Genomic DNA, 21,744 nt, shown 5'->3' with positions numbered 1-21,744 from the left:
GTCATAAGGAATAAAAATTTACACTAATATCTAAGGAACCAAAAAGGATTTCGTTCTTCTTTGATTTTCTCTTTGATAAACTTTATCTGCATATCTTTATATTCAGCTTCAGTTATTTTCTTGCCTTTTAATTTCTTAGGCAAAGCCAACTCTTGATTTAATTTCTTAAATTCAATTTTTGAAGCGATTATCGTCACAGTACCATCGTTGATATCTAATTCAAGAATCAATCCGGGTAATCCCCAAAGTCTTTCCGGCCCAGCATTTATAGGAATATCTTGTGCAAACCAAGCAATGATTTTTTGGTTTTTAATAGGGTCTTCAATCATCGCTTTCATACAAATATGCCCTGCTACTTCTTTAATATCGTTCAAGATTTTCCAATTAGGCATTTGCAAAGAATCTTCGATGATATACGTTTTGCCCAACATTTCAAAAACATCTGTCATCGTATTTTTGGCAAAATTTCTATTCACACTAAATTCTTCTTTTCTACCTGCATAGCCTTCGTCTTCTTCAGGTTTTTCGTCAGAGTCAATATACCTACTTTCGTTTTCATTAAAGTATAAAGTAGTATAAACCTTCCAATCATCCTTTCCAGCAAACATATAAGTCATTCTCTCTTTTTCTTGCTTACTCAGATAACTCAATTGGTTGTTCATTTTTGTCCAATAAGTTGTACGAGTATAATGAACGATGCCCTCATTGGTTTGTGCAAAAAGCTGAACGGACGATAAAATAAGTGCTATAATTAATAGTTTTTTCATATTTCAAGTTTGTAATTATTAATATGTTTCAATTGTATGAAGGATGAGTTTTCGCAGATGTAACAAATATTAAAACTCATCCTCATTAATTCGTTTTATCTACCAGCCATTATTTTTCTTTAATTTATCCACATGCCCTTTTACGTTATAAGTAATGCTCAACATAAAATAACGAGCTAATGTCAATGCTGTTTGGTTGGTTACAATGTTCTGATAACCCTGCTGAGAAATAGTTTGACGTTTATTGAACACATCAAATGCTGCTAAACGAAGCTCCACTTTATTGTCTTTCATCACCAAACGTCTTACTGAACAGTTCAAGATAGGAATATTTTGGTTGAATCCGAAGCGGTCGTTTTCGTAGCCATTATAATCAAGATTGGTTTCAAAGAAGGTTTTCTTTGCAAAATTCCATTTTACAGATGCATCTACACCCTTGGTTTTAATGTTCTGATTTTGTCCTTCTTCAATAGAATATTTGATATTATTGAAACCTAAATTTCCGCTAAGACTCATTAACAATTTATCACTTGGGGTAATGTTAAAACCTAAGTTAATATTATAACCTTGGTTGTTTGTTTCATTTTTAACACCGTTAATAAATGTTGGGTTTTTGCTTAGATTGATGTTACCATTCAAATTAACAGTAAATTTCGTTTTTACAATAGGGAAACTTGTGTACAAACCAGTATTAAAACGTGTACCACCTGAAATATTTTCTGGACGAGTTCTCGTTACAAAATTGGCATCAACCGTTTGGTTATAAACAATTTGACTTTGGTAATAATTATAACTTGTCCACAAGCTTATGTTCGTAAAAGTAGCAGGGTCAAATTTGTAGAAATCAACACCTATTTCATGGCTTTTTGTAGGGAGCAAGTCTTGATTACCCGTGGTAATATAAAAAGGGTTATTGTTGTTTACCACTGGTTGAAGATCGCTAATGCTAGGAGCCTGTACGTTCAAGTTATAACTTAAGCCAGCATAAGCATTGTTTTTGAATTCGATACTTGCCGAAAGGTTAGGCGTAAGAGCATCATAACTTTTATTGATTTCGGTTTTTAAAGGAGCATCCTTTTTACCATAAAGCTGACCCTTTAAGTCATAACGAAGAACAGCCAAACCAGCAGAAATATTTACACCAGCATGTGAATAACGTAAGCTACTTCCTAATCTATTATACGAAATTTCGTTTTTGTAAAAAGTACTTAAACTATCATAGCGTTGATTTTCTACTTTACCATTGAAGGCATCTCTACCAACGTCTTGTTTACTGTTGTTAAAATTGTAGAAACTCTCCCAATACATTTTTTTAGAGAGTGGTTCTAAAAAGTTTAAGCCTGCATTCAATGCATTGGTCGTATTGGCATTTTGGTTTAGCTGACTAATTGCCCTGATTTGGTCATTTACATTTTGAGCATTAAAAAACTTAGTTAATGAATTAATGTTGTCAGTTCCATCAGATGACGATACACTATATGATGCACTAGAAGCAAAAGTACGCCCTTTCTTTTTGAATTTATGTCTGAAAATAGCCGTTCCCGAGAAATTAACAGCATTCAGATTTGAACCATTATTAATTGCTACAGAGTTCTTTAGGGCGTTGTCCTGTGTTAGATAACGCTGATTCTGTAAATCGGTACCATTAGAATTACTAAAACGTAAATTTGCTTTAGTGATAAGGGTATTGCTAGAGTCTAACATTTGCTCGAATCTACCCGCAATACTATGGTTTCCTCTGAAATTATTAGTTTTAGTAGTATCAGTTGTAGTAAAAGAATTGTCTTGTAAGAATGTCCTTTTCGTTTGAAATTGGTCGAGATTAAGCTTTGTTTGATTATAAAAGTAGCTTGTACTCAATTTCGTTTTTTGATAGGTATAATTATAGTTTACACCACCACCAAAGTTGTTTGTAAAACCTCTTCCATCAAAATTGTTAGTAATTCCTCCACCATCAGAAAAAAAGTAACGACCGCCACTTCCAAAACCAAAATCACCATTATCGTTTTGGTTGAATGAATTATTGCCTTTGAACTCGCCGTAATCGCTCCAGTTTACACCAGTTTCATTGATGTTATTTACATAACCTAATATCGAAAATTGTTCCTTTTTGTTGAAACGGTTATAGTTTCCTCGGGCAGCACCTCTCGATTCTGTTCCAACTGCCCCCGTAATTTTCCCGAATGAGCCCTTTTTGAATTCATCCTTTAACTCTAGGTTGATAGTCTTCTCTTTTTTACCATCATCTACGCCTGTAAGCAAGGCTTGGTCTGACTTACCATTGAAAACCTGTACTTTAGAGATTGTTTCAGCCCCTAAGTTTTTGGTAGCCGCTTTAGGGTCGTCGCCAAAAAATGTTTTACCATCCACCAATACTTTCTTTACATCTTTGCCTTGGGCTTTGATATTACCACTAGCATCCACCTCTAAGCCCGGTAAACGACGTAATAAATCTTCTACAGATGACCCAGGTGGCACTTTGAATGATGACGCATTGTATTCAATCGTGTCACCTTTTATGCTCAACGGGGCTTTAGCTGTTCTTACTACTACCTCTAATAATTCTTGAGAAATAGGTTTGATTTTAATAGACCCTAAATCTGCAATTTCAGTTTCTGAAACTTTAATGTTTTGTTGGTAAGGTAGAAAACCCACGAAAGAAATTTTAAGGATATAAGGGGCATTTTTTACATTTCTAAATTCAAACGCTCCTTTATCGTTCGCTCTGGAGAAGTTGACTAAAGACGAATCTTTTGGTTGTAAAAGCATTGCCGTCGCTCCCGACATGACTGCTGAATTTGTGTCTTGAACAATTCCTTTAATTGTTACTCTTGTAGGATTTTGAGCTTTGACGAGGATAGAGAAAAATAGGCAAAATAATAGAAGTAAAGTAGATTTATACATGATGATAGAGTTGATTGTGTGGAGGTTTAATTATAAACGCTAAATTAACTAATTAATTAGTTATAAAAAAACTAATTAACATTCTTTAACATTTATCTAACAGAGAGTAAAAAATATACTTTTGTTGCAAGCTTGAGTAGATATTTTGTGAGAACCGAGAAGAGAGGGCATAAAAAAGCACATGATGTTCCTCAAAGAATTGAAAAAGCATCATGCGCTAGGGAAAAAATAAAAGTTAACTATTTAGAAAGGTTAATAATACGCCGTTAGTCCAACCAAAGCCATCTTGGTTAGGATATTCTCCTCCGCCCGCTTCAATATTCGGTGTTTGCACGTTATATTTTTCGGTCATTTTACCCGTTTTCAAATATACATTTTCGTTGGTTTGTATCCACCGTGTTTTTACTTTATCAGCTAAAATATCAAACCCATAAGCCCTAAGCCCTTCATAAGTAATATACTGCAAAGGCGCCCACCCGTTAGGCGCATCCCATTGTTGCCCAGAATTGATTGTTGTCGTAATTAAACCACCATCTTTCAAGAAACTATCTTTTATTTTTTTGGCTACATTGGTTGCTTGAAATTTATTAGCAATCTCAAAAAACAAAGGAAAGCTAGATGCCAGTGAATAAGAGGCTGTATGCTTTTGCGTGACAAAATCATAATCAAAATAAAAGCCTTCTTCTACGCTGTAACAATATTTCTTGATAGCTTTTTCACGCAATTTTGAAGCATTGTATAATTTATTAGCTGAAAATTTATCCTCTAATAAAAGAAAAGCACGGAATAAAGTTTTTTCAAGATTCAGTAACAAACAATTTAAATCTATAGGAACGATGTCTGTAGTATGAATGGTAGTCATATTTTTACCATCCTTAAACCAACGACTGCTAAAATCCCAGCCAGATTCGGCGGCGGCTCTGATATGACGATAGATTTCTGAAGGATTTCCCCCAGACTTTTCTGCCAATTCTATGTCTTCCTTGTAGGCCTCTGGTCGGGGTGTATCGTTTTCATCCCAATAACGATTCATGATAGTCCCGTTAGGCATTTTTACTACTCTAGCCGTAGCGACGCTTGCTTTATCTTTGACAAGTTTATTTTTACCTGTCATCCAGAAATCATACTCTTTTTCTAAAGCGGGCAAATATTTTAGTAATACTTCATCGCCCTTTTCTTGCCTTAGTAGTTCGACCATCAACGAGAAAAAAGGAGGTTGTGAACGTCCCAAGAAATAAGTACGGTTACCATTGGGGATATAGCCAAATTTGTTGATGAGGTAATTAAAGTTATCGATAATACCTTCTATTAAATCAATCTGTCTATTTTCTTGTAAGCCAAGCATGGTAAAGTAGCTATCCCAATAATAAATTTCTTGGAATCTGCCCCCTGGCACTACATACCTTGAAGGCAGTGGAATCAAAGAACCATCTTCTACGTGTAAATTTGGCTCACGTGTGAGAATAGGCCATAATGCTGATAAATGTTCAGCAATAGGAATTGAAGTATCACTTTTATAATCGTTGGCTGATACTGTATTAGCGATATAGTTGGAATGAATAAACTGCTTTAAATCAAAGTTAGACTTAGTTTTTTCTTCGAGATATTTCTCTAATATTTTTTCACAAGATTCCTTAGGTATATAATCATTAAAAGTCTTGGAATCAGGAAAAATATCACTCATCTGCACATCGACAAACAATTCATCGAAGGGATGATTTGATTTTGAAGTATTGTTTACGGACATCGTTATTCATTACTACAAAGCGAAAAGCAATCTTTTGCATTACGATATGCTTTCTAGCTTTAATTTTATGTGGATTGTTTATAAAAATAAAAATAATATGCAATCTATAAAAAATAATAATTAATGTCCTCCTGTATTCTTAAGTTCAACATTTTCATTATTTGATAACTTGTTGAAAACAATTAGACAAACAATTAAAATGGTAAGTGGAATTAATGAGAAATAAAAGGCACTTTCACCGCCGTAAGCTTCAAAGATATGTCCTGTTATCAATGACCCTGTAGTTCCACCCAGTGCAGAGAAAATCACAATCAGACCCGACATTATTCCATGCTGACGATTAGGAAGTGAGCTCAAAATTACTGAATTGATAGCTGGATAAATCGGTGCAATTACTAGGCCAATCATCGGAAAAATAAAAGCCACTATTGGTGCATTTCCCCAGCCTGTAATAACTTCCTCGCCTAAATTTTTGGCAAGTGGTAAAGCGATAATTACTAAGGCTCCAGCCAATACTACACAAGTCAATAATACATAAAGCCACTTGATTTTTCTAAGGGCAATTCCTGCTAAAAATCTCCCAATAGCCGTTGAAGCAGCCAAAATACTTGCCATTTGGATACTGAGGCTTGATGGTAAATGCAATACCTTACTATTAAAAGTAGGTAGCCAACTCATAATGCTTTGTTCTATGAGTACATAAATAAAAGCACTTGCTACAAAGACCAACACCACTGGAACTACTACCAAGCGAAGCATGTCGCCAAACCCACCCATTGTATTTTCATCCGTTTTTACTTTTACGCTTGATTCGTCCAAAGGTGAAGTTAGTAAAAGTAAAAAAGCAAAAACCGCCAAGCCTGCCAATAAATAATACACATTGACCCACGCGGGTGATTGTGGGTTTAAGTCATCAATAAAAGCACTAAAAATAAAACTCCCTGTCAGCACACCAATCATAAAGAATGATTCAATGAAATTCATCAAACTAATATGTTCATTTTTATCTTTGGTAATTAACCCGATGGTAGCATACACAGATACTTTTATCAAAGCAAACGATGTTCCAATTGAAGCAAATAAGAGCTTAGTCATCCAAAACTCGTTCAAGATAGGCATCATCAAACAGGTAAATGCTACAATTGCCAAGGCAATTAACATAGCATTTTTATAACCAATTTTAACAATAAAGGAAGCTACCAAAAACGAAACGACCGCGATACTTAAATCTTTGAAGGCCTCTAAGATAGAAGCCGCTGATTCAGAAATGCCATAAGTGTTTTGAACCTGTAGAATGACAGCTCCTACACTGTTGAGTAAAATGGCAAATAGGAAATAATTAATAAAGATAGATACCTTAATTTTCCAGTTGTTCATAATTGGCGGATTGTGTAATAAGTAAAAAAGAAGCGAACAAAAGTCCGCTTCTTATGTTTGTTGGCTCAGTGATCAGAATAGTTATACAAATGGTTAATGCTTTATGCAAAATTCAGTAATTAAGTATAAATAAACTACTCTTTCATTATTATAAAATATTACTATATTAATATACATTGTTATTATTAAGTAGTTTTTTCAGTAAATTAGCAATAAAAATGAAAATATTTATAATTTGTATAAAAAATATTAAATGAAAGCCGAATTTGAAATAATTCAACCTGACGAAGGAAGCTCCTTTAGGGTATTGTATCACAAAGTACCTGCGGGGTCATCTGGAGATTTCAGGTGGAGTTATCATTATCATCCAGAATATGAAATTGTTTTGGTGTTTCAAGGAGAGGGTAGGAGACACGTTGGAAACCATTTAAGCTATTACACTGAAGGTGATTTAGTGATGATAGCCTCTGATTTACCCCATTCAGGTTTTGGCTATGGTGCCATCGGTGTGCATGAGGAAATCGTAATACAATTTAAAGAGAATTTTTTAGGAGACGGTTTTATTGAATCTCGAGAGATGGCTTCTATAAAATTACTTTTTGAACGTTCTAAACAAGGAATTTCTTTTTACGGCGAAACATACGAACAACTTAGTAAGAGCATTAAAAAATTGCTTGAACTTACGCCTTTTGAAAGGCTTGTAGAACTACTCAATATCCTACAAAACTTAGCGAAATCAACTGAGTATATATTATTGAACGCTTCAGATATACGGTATAATTTCAGTTTGAAAGATCAAGAGAGACTTAATAAAATCTATAAATTTGTAGAAGATAACTATAGGCAAGAAATTGATATTCAAGAAGTTGCTAATTTGTCTAATCTTACTATCCCTGCTTTTTGTAATTACTTTAAAAAGAATGCTAACCAAACATTTACTGAATTTGTCAATGAATACAGAATCAATCAAGCCTGTAAAATGCTGTTGACAGGAGAGGATATTACAGATGTTTGTTTTCATTGTGGGTTTAATAATGTATCTTATTTTGGTAGAGTTTTTAGGGAATTTAAAGGCAAGAGTCCTTCTCAATTTCGTAGAGCTTTTATAGATAGTTTCAATCAGGTATAGTTGTCGCATAAGAGTACAGTATGCTAAGATGAGTATTTTGACTGTAATTTTGGGCTTTATCGTAAAGATTGAATTGAAGCCCCATAATAATGAAAGTAGCGCTGTTTATTCCTTGTTATATCGATCAGTTTTATCCAAATGTGGCAATTGCTACTTTGGAATTACTAGAGAAATTTGGTTGTGAAGTATATTATCCACTAAACCAAACTTGTTGTGGACAACCCATGGCAAATTCTGGCTTTGAACACCTTACGAAAGGGTGTGACAACAACTTTCTTGAAAACTTTAAAGGCTATGAATACATTGTTTCACCATCAGGGAGTTGCACACTCCATGTCAAAGACCATGTATTGGGTAAAGGTGATAAAAATGCTAAAATCTATGAACTAACAGAATTTTTAGTAGATGTATTGAAAGTAGAAAATCTGGAAGCGCACTTTCCCCATAAAGTAGGCTTACACCAAAGTTGTCATGGACAACGAGGTTTGAAGCTCGCTCAAATGTCAGAATTAGTAGCCCAGCCTTATTCAAAACCCGAAAAATTATTGAAAATGGTTTCAGGCTTATCTATCATTGAATTAGATAGAAAAGATGAATGCTGTGGCTTTGGTGGAACATTCTGTGTTGCGGAGGAAGCTGTTTCTGCAAAAATGGGTAAAGACAGAGTATCTGATCATTTGCGCCATGAAGCTGAGTTTATTACAGGGGCAGATGTGTCGTGTTTGATGCACATGGAAGGGATTTTAAGAAGAAAAGGCTCTAACGTGAAAGTAAAGCATATCGCTGAGATTTTAAATAGCAAATAGGTTAAGTGAAGAGTTAATGAATTGTGAGTTAGTGAATTGAAGATTTAAGATAAAAGACTTTAGACACGAGATTGTTGGGGAGTGTCTTGCGTTCCTCATTAATCACTGACTGTAGTAGCAGACTACTTATAATTCACTAACTCACAATTCACTCAATCACAACTAAACACGCATCTGCGAAATTTTTATTCGATGAATAATCCAATCAAAGATCACGCTACGGCGTCGATTGAATTCAATAAAGACGAAGACTACGTAAATTGGCATGACGAAACGCTTTGGTTTGTCCGTTCAAAACGTGACAAAGCCGTTTTTCAAATACCCGAATGGGAACAATTACGAGAAGCAGGTTCGCAAATCAAAAATCATGTATTATCAAATATGCATGATTTACTGGTGCAGTTTGAAGAAAAAGCAACAGCAAATGGTATCAAAGTTCACTGGGCATCAGATGGAAAAGAACATAACGAGATTGTACATGCTATCTTGAAAAAAGAAGGCATCACTCGTATGGTAAAGTCGAAGTCTATGCTCACGGAAGAGTGTCATTTAAATGATTTCTTGAAAGAAAAAGGCATAGAAGTAATTGATTCTGATTTGGGTGAGCGTATCGTTCAAATGAGGAATGAACCACCTTCGCACATTGTATTGCCTGCTATTCACCTCAAAAAGGCTGATGTTGGGGAAACTTTCCATATACATTTAGGTACAGAAAAAGGGGCTACCGACCCACAATATCTTACAGAGGCTGCTCGTCAGCATTTAAGAGATACTTTCTTGACAAGAAAGGTAGCATTGACGGGCGTAAACTTTGCCATTGCCGAAACGGGAGGTTTTGTAGTTTGTACCAACGAGGGCAACGCAGATATGGGTGCACACTTGGCTGATGTACATATCGCTTCGATGGGTTTTGAAAAGATTATCCCTCGTGCCGAACACCTAAGTGTTTTCTTAAGGTTATTAGCAAGAAGTGCTACGGGGCAACCGATTACTACTTTCTCGAGTCATTTTCATACACCACGTGAAGGGCAAGAAATGCATATTATCTTGGTAGATAATGGCAGAACTACGCAATTGGGTCGTCCAGATTTTAGAAATTCTTTGAAATGTATCCGTTGTGCGGCTTGTATGAATACCTGTCCAGTGTATCGTCGTTCAGGGGGCTTTAGTTATCACTCGGCTGTGGCGGGTCCTATTGGTTCTATTCTAGCACCCAATTTGGATATGGAAAAGAATGCAGATTTACCTTTTGCTTCTACGCTTTGCGGTTCATGCTCAAATGTTTGTCCCGTTAAAATCGATATTCATGACCAGTTATATAAATGGCGCCAAGTATTGGTGCAGGGGGGACATGTTTCTAAAGTAAAAGCTGCGGGGATTAATTCAATGGCGATGGTGTTAAACTCACCTAAATTCTTTAGAACGGCTGGTAAACTTGGAAGATTCTTTATGAAAAATACTCCTTTCTTGGTGAATAATGGACTGAACCCTTGGTACAACCAAAGAGAAATGCCTGAGCCACCTAAAGAAAGCTTTAGAGATTGGTATATTCGTGAAAAGGGATTGTGAGATTTGAAGACTTTAGGACTTGAAGACGTTAGACTAAAGGACTTAAAGATTAAAGACCTTAGATTTTAGACAAAAGATTTTTCCTACCCGTGTCTGTGTCCTCACTGACCACGGGTGTTGAAAAACGGGTGTGGCATCTTCAAGTCCTAAAGTCTTCTAGTCTAGCGTCTAAAATCTACCATCTAGTATCTAACATCCTAAAGTCCTCCAGTCCCAAAATCCAAAAAAATAAAAAAAGATGTCAAGCAGAGAAAAAATATTATCGCTTATCAAACAGAACCAGCCCGAATACAAGGAGTTGACTGTTCAATTTAAGTTTGATACAGTTTATGAAAATAATTTCAATAAGTTTGCTGAAATTCTCAGTTTTGTAGGAGGGAAAGCCGTTGCTGTGAACTCTTATGAAGAAATAAAAGCAGATATTCAAGCACATTACCAAGGTGTAACAAATATTGCTTCTACAGTAGAGGAATTAGCTGAGTTAGCCGACTTTAGTTTGAATATTAGTGACCCCCACGAACTAGAAACCCTGAATTTAGCCATCATCAGAGGCGATTTTGGAGTAGCAGAAAATGGAGCGATTTGGGTTTCTGAAAAACAGATACCTCATAGAGTATTACCGATGATTACCCAGTACTTAGTGATGATTATCAAAGGTTCTGAAATCGTAACTAATATGCACCGAGCGTATGAACGCATAAAAGTAGATGAAACAGGCTTCGGAACCTTTATTTCAGGGCCTTCTAAAACAGCCGATATTGAACAAAGTTTAGTAATTGGGGCGCATGGAGCTAGAGGATTGACGGTTTACGTGCTTCCATAGATAAGAAATTACATCAATATAAAGTATAAGGCAAAGGAAGAAATTCACTTGCCTTTTTTTATTGTATAAAGACTTGATAACAATAATAAAGTTATGGTTATATTATGTGAAATTGTATCTGCTTTTAGTACCTTTAAAAATAAGTAAATGAGTTAATACACGACAATGATAAACGAAAAAGAAAATACAAAGATTAGTAAATTCCTAAGCTTAGTATTGCGCCATAAACCAGAAACTATTCAAATAAATCTTGATGAAAATGGTTGGACAAGTGTTGATAAATTAATTGAAAATGCGCATAAGTTTGGGTATGATTTTGATATAGAGGTACTTAAATTTATTGTTGATACAAATGCTAAAAAACGATTTGCTTTTAATGAGACCTTTGATAAAATAAGGGCTAATCAAGGGCATTCCGTTGAAGTTGAACTTGGTTATTCCCCTCAGACTCCTCCAGTAATTCTCTATCATGGGACAAGTGAAAAATCAATAGCATTAATTTTACAAACTGGGTTAAAAAAACAACGTCGCCACTACGTTCATTTAAGTAAAGATGTTGATACTGCGCTGATGGTAGGTAAGCGACATGGAAAACCGTTTGTGTTTGAAGTATTAGCAGAGCTTATGCATTCGGATGGCTTTGAGTTCTATTTATCTGACAATGGCGTTTGGCTTACTGATAATGTGCCAGTTAAATATTTGAGAGAATACAAGAATTAATAATTACTAACACTGTTTTTTATGGTTTGCATGTTTATAAACCTTAGATACTAATGAAACAGCGTATTATACAAATGGCTTTGGTTGTAAATGACTATGATGAAGCAATTGAATTTTATATAAAGAAATTGCAATTTAACCTTATCGAAGATACTCAATTGAGTGAAACCAAAAGATGGGTTTTAGTAAGTCCACAAAACTCAAATGGGTTTTGTTTGCTATTAGCAAAAGCTGCTAATGAAGAGCAAATGAAAGCAGTGGGTAATCAATCGGGAGGTAGAGTGTTCTTGTTTTTAAATACAGATGATTTCTGGAGAGATTATCAGTATATGAAAAGTGTAGGCGTTGAATTTGTTAGAGAACCTGTGGAAGAAGTTTATGGAACTGTAGCTGTCTTCAAAGATTTATATGGTAATCTATGGGACTTGATAGAGCAAAACGGCAAGTGATGTATGTTTCACTTGCCGTTTTAGTTAGCAATAAAGCAAACAAAAATACTTACTTCATCATTGCCAAATTATAAATCTCATACCAATCTTCATGGCTCAATTTAATTTCTGTAGCACTTACAGCATTACGGATTCTTTCTTCAGATAGTGAACCAATAATCGGCAAAGTACCTAATTGTAAAAGCCAAGCTACAGCAGTTTGCTCAACATTAGCGTCATATTTTTCTCCGATTTCTGTCAATTTGGCTCTTATGATAGAAGATTTAGCATCAGTACCATCCAAAATCTTACCACCAGCCAATGGCGCCCAAGCCAAAGGTTTGCTGAAACGTTGTTTAATAAAATCTAATCTACCATCTTCAATCGCTGAGGTATTGATAAGGTTTAGCTCAATATGGTTCGTTACGATAGGCTTACGTAAATACGATTCTAATAATTGATGCTGAAATACGGTTAAGTTACTAACACCTACGTGTTTGATTTTACCGCTGTTTACCAACTCTCTTAATATCTGTGCTGTTTCCTCGGGATTACTAATCATGTCGATTTGATTCAACAAGAAAATATCGAGGTAGTCAGTTTTAAGTCTTTTTAAAGAGTTGTTTACACTTTCTAACAAATACTTTTCGCTGTTGTCAAAATAAGTATAACCCTTGTCAGACTTACGAACGCCACATTTGCTGAAAAGGACAATCTCTTCTCTTTTGATTGCTTTTTGCTGAATGAGTTTCCCAAAATATTCTTCGATGGTATAATTGCCATAAATATCTGCATGGTCAAAAGTATTGATACCTAATTCCAAGCATAAATTAACAATCCTCTCCATATTAGCAACAGTCTCAGAACCATTGTCTGTCCATCTCCAAAACCCATAGATTGCCTCAGAAACCTTTGGACCAGAATCACTCAAATAGACTTTATTCATAAAAATTAATTGGTTTTAATATAATCGAATACAAGATTGCTCAAAGATTGGAAAATTATATAAAACAGAAAACAAAAAGGCTGATAAATTGTGTATAGGAGTGATATTAAAGGCGATTATTGATGTAGAGAGAGACAAATAGGTAAATTATTACCTTAGAAAGATAAACTACCTCATCAGCATTTTGTTAACAAAGAAATTATCTTTGCTAACAAGATGGTTTAAATAATACATGGATAAATTAATTAAAACTCAACAAAAAGTGATCTAGTACCACACCCGCATCAATCATAAAAATCTTCAAAGTATGTTCTCCCGAACTTAATTCCTTTGTTTTTAATATTCTTTTAGCGGTATTCGTTAACACATTTTGTTTCCATTCTTCACTTCTGTCGTACGTCTGAAAATTAACAAATTGTACTTTTTGGTCATCAATCTGTATGCCTATTTTTTGTCCTATACCAAACTGGAGGGGATGCAAGGGCAATGCTACGACGGTTAAATTTAACGCTGATTTTTCATTTACATTAAACCGATAAGTTAACGTAGGAAGCTCGCTGATATGCGTGCTATCAAGTGATGTACCTAATTGAAAAGGACAACTTGCGACTGATGAGCCTGAAAAACTAGGTTCAGCTATCTTTTTCCAAAATGCTTTTGCTCCTTGTTTTACTGAGATAAAGTCTCCAGCAGGAATCTTTATAGTATTTTGTGAGACAACAGCCTTCTTCTGTTCAACTTTTAATAACTTCTCTGGACTATTAAATACAGGCAAATTTCTTGGTGAAGCGTCCATCATAAATTTCCATTTCCCGCCAGATAATTGGTTATTATAATAACTTGTCAACTCTTGAATGTCTTGATAACTTTTTATCGAAGCCTTTAGATTTTCATCTGCATTATCTCTTTGTTCAATAGGTTTTTCATAAAACTTATCCAAATACAGGAATTTTTGATTCATCTTACTAGCTGCCAAAATAGGATATTCAACTAACTGAAAATAAGCATCAACCAAAGATTTATCAACAGGGCGATTTTCAAGCGTTTCTTTTTCTAATTGTACATAATCCTTTAATCTTTGGTCTACTTCAGTAGCGCTAAAATCCGTTGGATGTGTTGCCCTTGTAGGCTCAGTTTGGCTCCAACCCATAAATTCAGGTTTACGAACAAAGGCCAATTGATAATATTGCCACAGTAAATCAGCAGGTTTAGTACTTTTTAGCAATGAATAAGTCCAGCTACTCAAATGTTCTTTAATACTTTTTTCTTGCTGAAAAGGCTTCATATTATAAGCCATATCTAAGAATAGTTGTGTACCATACTCGTTGGATTTAATATCTCCGACATTCACTATCCATATCTTTCTAGCGTCCATTTCATAAGCTTTATTCATTTCAAAATGAATCAAAGCTGGGTGAGTAGTGCCTAGCCAAAGATAATCGTGTGGTCTGCCCCAATACGAAATATGATAATAAACTCCTGAGCCTCCTTTGCGTTTTCTTTCGGTTTCGTTGCTTAAATTTTTAATATATCCATAGTTATCATCAGGCCACATCAACGTAATATCGTCGGGTACTTTCATGCCATTTTCATAAAGATGCAATACCTCTTTGTAGAGTGTCATCGTTTGGGGAATGTCCTCCAATGGCTTGTTGAGGTTTTTCTTTAGCAAATCTCTTTGGATCCCTATAATTTCCTCGGTTGTTTCTACAGCTTTGTTAATATCTTTCACCCCTTCCATACCGCTGTCATGCTTGCCACGCATCCCTAGGGTGTAAAAGTTTTCATAATCTTTTATTTCCTGAATCCTACTTTCCCAATAGTTAATAATTTTATCCTTGTTGGTGAAATAGTTATAGTCGCCCATGGTTTTATCTATCCATTCATCTACATTGTTTCGCATCATTGGTTCTGCATGAGAAGTCCCCATAACGATTCCATACTTTTTAGCTATTTCTTTGTTTTCAGCGAAATGATAGAAGGCTTTTGTAGAAGGATGCATCGCTGGCCAAATGATATTGGCTTTTAGCCTGAGTAATAATTCAAAAACCTTGGCATAAGTAGCAGGGCCTATATCTTTTGTTTGGGTGTCAAATGTTTTGGCAGCCCAAGGTTGTAAGCCCCAGTCTTCATCATTGATGAAAATTCCACGGTATTTTACCGAAGGTTCTGCACTGATAGTGTCTTTGATAATAACTTTTTTACTCGCTAATTTAGCAATCGGTACATCTGCCCAAAAATACCAAGGATTTATGCCCCATTTCTTAGAAAGCTCGAATACACCATAAGCCAATCCTCGGGCATTGCTACCTGTAATTATCAGCGTTTGTTTTTTCGCTTTACTTTGGTTGCTATAACTAAATACCTCCCATTGACCTGCTATTTTTTTATCATTCTGTGCTAGTGAATTTTTCAATTCAACAGGAGCTTTGTCGCCAACGATTCTTAGGATAATCTGAGTATTATGCTGATTATCGTTTTTAGGATTAAGATTTACTTTTACCCCAAAAACCTGTTCAATGTCTTGTTTAAATAACTGAGCAGTAGTATTTACTAAAGGGTTTTGCGAAGAATAGACAATATTGATGGTTTGTGTAAACTCAAATGATGAATTGTTTTTCTGAGAAAAGCCACTGAAAACGGAAAATAGTAGGAGAATAGAAGACTGTCTCAATTTCATATAAATAACATTTAAGGATTGATGTGATGCTTTGTAAAGCTAAATCTCTGGACAATCTACTGAATTAGTCGGTCAGTAACAGGTTTTAAAGATAATCATTGATAGCTAGCCCTACCTCATTTTGGATACAACTTCAAGGGATTTGGCTACTTTTTTGAATGAGTGTTTATAGACCTTTGTCGTGTTAAAGCTAAACACTCATTTAAAAAATTAAATCATGGACAGTTTAAATAAAATTGCATTAGGGAATCAAGGATTAATAGTGCCAAAAATTGGCTTAGGTTGTATGGGTATGACCCAAATAGCTGGAGCAGATATTTATGGAAAAGCCGACGAAGCTGAATCAATTGCTACTATTCATCGTTCATTAGAATTAGGAGGGAACTTCCTAGACACGGCCGATTTGTATGGCCCATTGCAAAACGAAAGGCTGATTTCAAAGGCTATCAAAGGCAATAGGGATAAATACATTATTGCTACAAAATTTGGGTTTGAAATTGACGACAATGAACAACTGACTTGGCAAATCAATGGTAAGCCTGAATACGTTAAAAAAGCCATTGAGCGTTCGCTGAAAAACCTTGGAACAGATTATATCGACTTATATTATCTTCATAGACTAGACCCTAATACACCTATCGAAGATACTGTTGGGGCAATGGCTGAGTTGGTAAAAGAAGGCAAAGTAGGTTATATCGGACTTTCGGAAGTGTCTTCTGAAACCATCAAGAAAGCACATAGTGTACATCCATTAACTGCCATACAAACAGAGTATTCTTTATTTGAAAGGACTGTTGAAGAAGCAGGAATTTTAAGAACATTAGAGGAATTAAATATTGGCTTTGTAGCCTATTCTCCTTTAGGCAGAGGATTCCTTTCAGGAGACGTTAAAAGTCCAGATGATTTTCCTGCGGATGATTTTAGAAGAAGTATCCCTCGTTTTCAAGGTGAAAACTTCTATAAAAACCTTGAATTGGTGAGTGAAATCAAAAAGATTGCCGACGAAAAAGGTATTACGCCCTCTCAATTAGCAATTACTTGGATTATCTCTAAAGGACATTTACCAATTCCGGGAACGAAACGAGTGAAATATGTTGAGCAAAATATCGAGACAGTCAATATTCAGTTGAGCAAAGATGAATTAGACAGACTAGAGAGTATCGTTCCATTAGGTACATCAACTGGTGACCGTTACGATGCTTGGGGAATGTCGATGGTTGGATAGTAAGTATCAAATTTTAGGGAAAGTCTAGGCTTTTTAAAGGCTTTCCCCATTTTATCTTTTTTGAAACAATTATGAAAATAAAGAAAGAAACCAATCAGCCATATACCATCAATTCAATTTCTGAATTGCACCGCTTATTAGGTTTACCTAAGCCCGAACATCCTTTGGTGAGCGTAATTAGCATGAACAGTATTAATTGTCATTTTGATGATAATATGAAGAGTGTTATCTATAACTTTTATTCTATTTGTATCAAAAAGGACTTTACAGGCAAGCTAAAGTATGGGCAAAACTATTATGATTTTGATGAAGGCTTAATGACGTTCTTTTCTCCGGGGCAAGTCATCTCAACGGTCGTAACGGAAGATATTGCTCTAAAAGGCTGGTGGTTGGTTATCCATCCTGATTTTATCCGTAATTATTCCTTACAAAAGACGATTAAAGAGTATGGATTTTTTTCTTATGCTGTCAACGAGGCACTTCATCTCTCTGAAAAAGAGGAGGCTATGCTTGATACTATCATTAAAAATATTGAACTGGAATACGGTTCAGTAATTGATAAGTTTAGTCAGGATGTCATTGTTTCTCATATCGAACTGTTGCTAAATTACTGTAATCGATATTATAATAGACAGTTTATTACCCGTAAAACGGCCAATGACGAACTTCTAATAAAACTAGATGAGTTACTGGTAAGTTATTTTGATTCAGGTAAAAATCAACAATTAGGCTTACCAACGGTTCAATACCTTTCAGCACAATTGAATGTATCTGCCAACTATTTAAGCGATATGCTTAGGAGTTTAACAGGGCAGAGTACACAGCATCATATTCATACTAAATTGATTGAAAAAGCAAAAGAGATATTGACTACAACCTCTTTATCTGTCAGCGAAATAGCCTATCAATTAGGTTTCGAGCATCCACAATCGTTTAGTAAACTATTTAAAAACAAAACTAATGTTTCTCCACTAGAGTTTAGGCATTCATTTAATTGAGGGTTTGGTTAGTTTTCCGATATTCTGTAGGACTTTTACTTTTATATTTTTTGAAAATCCTGTTCAAATGGCTTTCGTCAGTAAAGCCAAATTCATAGGCTATTTCATTGATTCGCATATCGGTAAAGCGAAGTCGGGTTTCAATTAATTTAATTTTATAATCGGTAATATATTGTTGAAGATTAACGCCAACGTGTTTCTTGAAATATTCGCTGATATAAGTAAGCGAAATATTGAAGTGTTCTGCCATTTTTTCTGCTCTTAACTCATCAGGGGAATAAATATGCTGATGGATATAATTTACTAAAGCGATAGTTCCTTCTTGATTCGTATTTTTTAATATTACTTTATCCATCAAAGTAATATTTCTTGCTGCTATTGTTATAATGGTATTAACCAGTTGAGCTACCACTTCGTTTTGTTGAGGAAATTGGTTTCTACGTTCGTTCATTAAGGCTTCTACCAACGCACGAATCAGAGGCTTGTCTATTACATTTTTCAGAATACAACCTGGCAAATGATTGTGGTTATGAAAAATGTATTCTACTTTATGAATCCACTCTTTACGCTGGCTTTTCAGATAGCTATCATTAAAACGAATAAAGAAAAACTTTGTGGGGCTATGTACTTCAAAGCCATGTTTATCTTCAGGAAAAATCAGAAATAGCTTATTGTTACTATAGGGCAATTTGTGGTTATTAATCGTTTGTATCCCTTCACCTTCTAGGATAAATACCATTTCAAAAAAGCTATTCTTGTGTTCTTTAGCCACATATTCTTGTGTTTCCAAGAAATCAATTTCAAAAGGATGATATAAATGCTTTCTTTCCATGCCTGTAAATGTACAAACAAAACCAATGATTGTACAGCTTGAAAATAGAGAAGTTTTAGAGTTTTGTATCATTAAAATAACATAAAAAATGGACACAATAACTTTTCTTTTATTGAGGCTTGCCATCGGAGCAAGTATGTTTGGGCATGGGCTAGTACGTTTACCAAAATTAGCGGTCTTTAGTGGCTGGATGGTAAAAAGCTTCGAAAATGCCATACTCCCAAAACCTATGATAGTACCCTTTAGCTATGCTTTGCCTGTAGCCGAGTTTGTCATTGGTACTTTATTGCTTTTGGGTTTATTTACCAAAACCGCTTTGATAGCGGGAGGGGTATTAATGACCATGCTTATTTTAGGTACTTGTTTAATCGAGAATTGGGAAGCCGTTCCTAGTCAGTTAATTCATGCAGCTTTCTTTGCGGTTTTGTTACAGTTTGTAGTAAATAGTAATGAGTATGCATTAGACACCATTCTTTTTAAAAAATAATTAACAATGAATCAAAGACGCAATTTTATCAAGCAAGGAAGTCTGCTAGGTTTAGCAGGGATGCTTCAAAGTAATGCAGGGTTAGCTTCTAATCAAGAATACAATAGTCAGGTTAAAGCCAATGGAAAAAGCAAATGGGCAGATGGTTCTAGGTTAGTAGTCTCTGTCTCAATGCAATTTGAGGCAGGTGGTCAGCCAGAAAATGCTGAAAGTCCGTTTCCACAAAATCTACAAAAAGGATATAGAGATTTACCTGCCAATACGTGGTATCAATATGGGTATAAGGAGGGTATTCCTAGGATGTTGGATAATTGGGATAAGTTAGGCATTAAAGTAAGTTCCCATATGGTAGGTGCGGCTGTAGTCAGCAATCCACATTTAGCAAAGGAAATTGTAGAACGTGGCCATGAAGCAGCAGCACATGGAATGAATTGGGCTTCGCAATATAATATGACTTATGAGGAAGAGAAGAAGTTTATTAAAGATGGGGTAGATGCTATTAAAAAAGTGACAGGTTTTAATCCTGTTGGATATAATGCCAATTGGTTGAGAAGAGGAGAAAATACATTGAATATTCTGCAAGAGCTTGGGTTTAAATATCATATTGATGACTTGAGCAGAGACGAACCTTTTGTGATTCAAGTAAACCATAAAGATTTTGTAGTAGTACCCTATACTTTACGTAATAATGATATTTTGCTGATAGAAGGGAAGAGTTTTTCGGTGGATCAGTTTATGAACCAAGTAAAGTTTGAGTTTGATCAATTGTACGAGGAAGCTGAATTCAAAAGGCGACAAATGTCAATTAGTTTTCATGATCGAATCGGAGGGACACCTCAAATGGTAAAAGCCACTAATGAATTGATTCGCTATATGCAAAAGCATAATGGGGTTTCTTTTAAACGAAAAGATGAAATTGCCCACATGGCATTATCAGATAAAACAATTATCAGAGAATAGCAACGTCCTGTTAATGTATTGTATTAGAGTGCTTCTACATAAAAACCCCCATTTGCAAAATTTAAGTTAGCAAATGGGGGTTTGATATTTAAACACTGAAAGCTTATTTCGAAGTAAGTACTGCTCCGTAATACTCACGGTTCATACGAGCGATGTTTTCTAGTGAAATACCTTTTGGACATTCAGCTTCGCAAGCACCTGTATTAGTACAAGCACCAAAGCCTTCTACATCCATCTGAGCCACCATGTTTTCAGCACGAATAGCACGTTCAGCTTGTCCTTGTGGAAGTAAAGCCAACTGTGAAATTTTTGCTGATGTAAACAACATTGCCGAAGCATTTTTACAAGCAGCTACACAAGCACCACAACCGATACAAGCTGCTGCTGCGAAAGCTTCGTCTGCATCTGGTTTAGCAATTGGTAACGAGTTTGCATCTTGTGCATTACCAGTGTTTACCGAGATATATCCACCTGCAGAAATGATGCGGTCGAAAGCTGAACGGTTTACAGCTAAATCTTTTACGATTGGGAATGCCTTAGCTCTCCAAGGTTCAACAGTGATAGTATCACCATCTTTGAAGCTTCTCATGTGAAGCTGACAAGTGGTAACCCCTTTGTTTGGTCCGTGTGGTTGACCATTGATGTACATTGAACACATACCACAGATACCTTCACGGCAGTCGTGGTCGAAAGCTACTGGAGATTCGCCTTCGGTGATAAGACGTTCGTTTAATACATCGAACATCTCTAAGAATGACATATCTTCAGAGATGCCTTTCACATCATATTGCTGAAAATTGCCTTCACTATTTGCATTTTTCTGACGCCAAACTTTTAGCGTCAAATTCATATTTCCTTCCATTTCTGAATCAATTTGAAGATTTGAAAATTTGAAGATTTGAAAATGGATAAAAATAATGTTTAGATGAAAAATTATTTTTTATCCATTTTTGAGCTACTAATTATTCTTGATAGTATTCGAATAATCTGAGTTAATTCTTCAATGATAATTTGTTCTGGTTGCGGGTAGGATTCTGATAACTCACAAAGTTTTAGCCAATATGTTACTTCGTCGGCTTCTTTCGCAGCAATTTTTATCTTATGAATAAAGTCTGCTTTACTTTCTGAATTCTGAGCTTCCCAAACATTTGCTCCAATAGATGTTCCTGCTCTCAATAATTGTTTGGCAATAACAAATTTTCTATTGGTTTCTAATATCTCACTGAATTTGATGATTTGTATTGAAAATAAAAGTGTTTTGCTTACAATAAGATTTTCTTTGTCGTTTCGCATAAAGTATAGGTTTTTAATCTTAGGTGTTTTATGATATACTAAAATAAAACATC

Annotated in this window: 19 protein-coding genes; 10 read left to right on the top strand and 9 right to left on the bottom strand. The window is 35.2% G+C overall.

Going from position 1 to position 21,744, the window contains the following annotated elements; genetic code table 11:
* Positions 1-23: 23 nt before the first annotated feature.
* The 4 genes from AC07XN_RS14670 to AC07XN_RS14655 form a co-directional block, all read right to left on the bottom strand.
* Positions 24-767 carry a GLPGLI family protein gene (locus AC07XN_RS14670; protein ID WP_309914168.1) on the bottom strand — a complete coding sequence of 248 codons (744 nt, stop codon included), beginning with the start codon at positions 765-767 and terminating at the stop codon, positions 24-26.
* Between the two features lie 99 nt (positions 768-866).
* Entirely contained in the window at positions 867-3,671 is a 2,805-nt protein-coding gene (locus AC07XN_RS14665; RefSeq protein ID WP_494743619.1) for an outer membrane beta-barrel protein, read from the bottom strand.
* 235 nt (positions 3,672-3,906) lie between these two features.
* A complete protein-coding gene (treF, locus tag AC07XN_RS14660; RefSeq protein WP_494743618.1) occupies positions 3,907-5,418 on the bottom strand; it encodes an alpha,alpha-trehalase TreF in 1,512 nt (503 codons plus the stop codon).
* Positions 5,419-5,538: 120 nt separating this feature from the next.
* Positions 5,539-6,795: an MFS transporter gene (locus AC07XN_RS14655; RefSeq protein WP_494743617.1), complete on the bottom strand. Its 1,257-nt coding sequence runs from the start codon at positions 6,793-6,795 to the stop codon at positions 5,539-5,541.
* A 253-nt stretch (positions 6,796-7,048) separates the two neighbouring features.
* Between AC07XN_RS14655 and AC07XN_RS14650 the strand changes: the two genes are divergently transcribed.
* From AC07XN_RS14650 to AC07XN_RS14625, 6 genes are all read left to right on the top strand, one after another.
* Complete coding sequence (locus AC07XN_RS14650) at positions 7,049-7,924, top strand: AraC family transcriptional regulator (protein WP_494743616.1); 876 nt, start codon at positions 7,049-7,051, stop codon at positions 7,922-7,924.
* Between the two features lie 89 nt (positions 7,925-8,013).
* A complete protein-coding gene (locus AC07XN_RS14645) occupies positions 8,014-8,730 on the top strand; it encodes a (Fe-S)-binding protein (protein ID WP_309914182.1) in 717 nt (238 codons plus the stop codon).
* Positions 8,731-8,922: 192 nt separating this feature from the next.
* On the top strand, positions 8,923-10,299 hold the full coding sequence (locus tag AC07XN_RS14640; RefSeq protein ID WP_494743615.1) for a lactate utilization protein B: 1,377 nt from the start codon (positions 8,923-8,925) through the stop codon (positions 10,297-10,299).
* A 238-nt stretch (positions 10,300-10,537) separates the two neighbouring features.
* The gene (locus tag AC07XN_RS14635; RefSeq protein ID WP_494743614.1) at positions 10,538-11,122 is read left to right on the top strand and encodes a LutC/YkgG family protein; all 585 of its coding nucleotides are present in this window, start codon (positions 10,538-10,540) and stop codon (positions 11,120-11,122) included.
* 165 nt (positions 11,123-11,287) lie between these two features.
* Entirely contained in the window at positions 11,288-11,842 is a 555-nt protein-coding gene (locus AC07XN_RS14630) for an RNA 2'-phosphotransferase (RefSeq protein WP_494743613.1), read from the top strand.
* 53 nt (positions 11,843-11,895) lie between these two features.
* Positions 11,896-12,291 carry a VOC family protein gene (locus AC07XN_RS14625; RefSeq protein WP_494743612.1) on the top strand — a complete coding sequence of 132 codons (396 nt, stop codon included), beginning with the start codon at positions 11,896-11,898 and terminating at the stop codon, positions 12,289-12,291.
* 49 nt (positions 12,292-12,340) lie between these two features.
* On the opposite strand, the gene AC07XN_RS14620 is transcribed toward AC07XN_RS14625, so the two are convergent.
* Both AC07XN_RS14620 and AC07XN_RS14615 read right to left on the bottom strand, forming a co-directional pair.
* A complete protein-coding gene (locus AC07XN_RS14620; RefSeq protein ID WP_494743611.1) occupies positions 12,341-13,216 on the bottom strand; it encodes an aldo/keto reductase in 876 nt (291 codons plus the stop codon).
* Positions 13,217-13,457: 241 nt separating this feature from the next.
* Positions 13,458-15,896 carry a glycosyl hydrolase 115 family protein gene (locus tag AC07XN_RS14615; RefSeq protein WP_494743610.1) on the bottom strand — a complete coding sequence of 813 codons (2,439 nt, stop codon included), beginning with the start codon at positions 15,894-15,896 and terminating at the stop codon, positions 13,458-13,460.
* Between the two features lie 217 nt (positions 15,897-16,113).
* On the opposite strand from AC07XN_RS14615, the gene AC07XN_RS14610 reads away from it, so the two are divergent.
* Together AC07XN_RS14610 and AC07XN_RS14605 are read left to right on the top strand one after the other, a co-directional pair.
* On the top strand, positions 16,114-17,121 hold the full coding sequence (locus tag AC07XN_RS14610) for an aldo/keto reductase (protein WP_494743609.1): 1,008 nt from the start codon (positions 16,114-16,116) through the stop codon (positions 17,119-17,121).
* A gap of 77 nt (positions 17,122-17,198) precedes the next feature.
* A complete protein-coding gene (locus tag AC07XN_RS14605; RefSeq protein WP_494743620.1) occupies positions 17,199-18,119 on the top strand; it encodes a helix-turn-helix domain-containing protein in 921 nt (306 codons plus the stop codon).
* Here AC07XN_RS14605 and AC07XN_RS14600 read toward each other — a convergent pair.
* On the bottom strand, positions 18,112-19,023 hold the full coding sequence (locus tag AC07XN_RS14600; protein WP_494743608.1) for a helix-turn-helix domain-containing protein: 912 nt from the start codon (positions 19,021-19,023) through the stop codon (positions 18,112-18,114). The two genes, AC07XN_RS14605 and AC07XN_RS14600, sit on opposite strands and share 8 nt — an antisense overlap.
* Positions 19,024-19,039: 16 nt before the next feature.
* Here AC07XN_RS14600 and AC07XN_RS14595 point away from each other — a divergent pair, with 16 nt between their 5' ends.
* Positions 19,040-19,438: a DoxX family membrane protein gene (locus AC07XN_RS14595; protein ID WP_494743607.1), complete on the top strand. Its 399-nt coding sequence runs from the start codon at positions 19,040-19,042 to the stop codon at positions 19,436-19,438.
* A 6-nt stretch (positions 19,439-19,444) separates the two neighbouring features.
* The gene (locus AC07XN_RS14590; protein WP_494743606.1) at positions 19,445-20,398 is read left to right on the top strand and encodes a polysaccharide deacetylase family protein; all 954 of its coding nucleotides are present in this window, start codon (positions 19,445-19,447) and stop codon (positions 20,396-20,398) included.
* A 103-nt stretch (positions 20,399-20,501) separates the two neighbouring features.
* On the opposite strand, the gene AC07XN_RS14585 is transcribed toward AC07XN_RS14590, so the two are convergent.
* Both AC07XN_RS14585 and AC07XN_RS14580 read right to left on the bottom strand, forming a co-directional pair.
* Complete coding sequence (locus tag AC07XN_RS14585) at positions 20,502-21,248, bottom strand: succinate dehydrogenase/fumarate reductase iron-sulfur subunit (protein ID WP_309914681.1); 747 nt, start codon at positions 21,246-21,248, stop codon at positions 20,502-20,504.
* Between the two features lie 83 nt (positions 21,249-21,331).
* Positions 21,332-21,744, bottom strand: a 413-nt coding sequence (locus AC07XN_RS14580) for a four helix bundle protein (protein ID WP_494743605.1), incomplete at its 5' end; no start/stop codon positions are given.

It is taken from the genome of Arcicella sp. GW458-12-2-14-TSB2, assembly GCF_059423785.1.
Note: the sequence above shows the minus strand (reverse complement) of the source record. Positions and strands in the feature narration are given on the sequence as shown.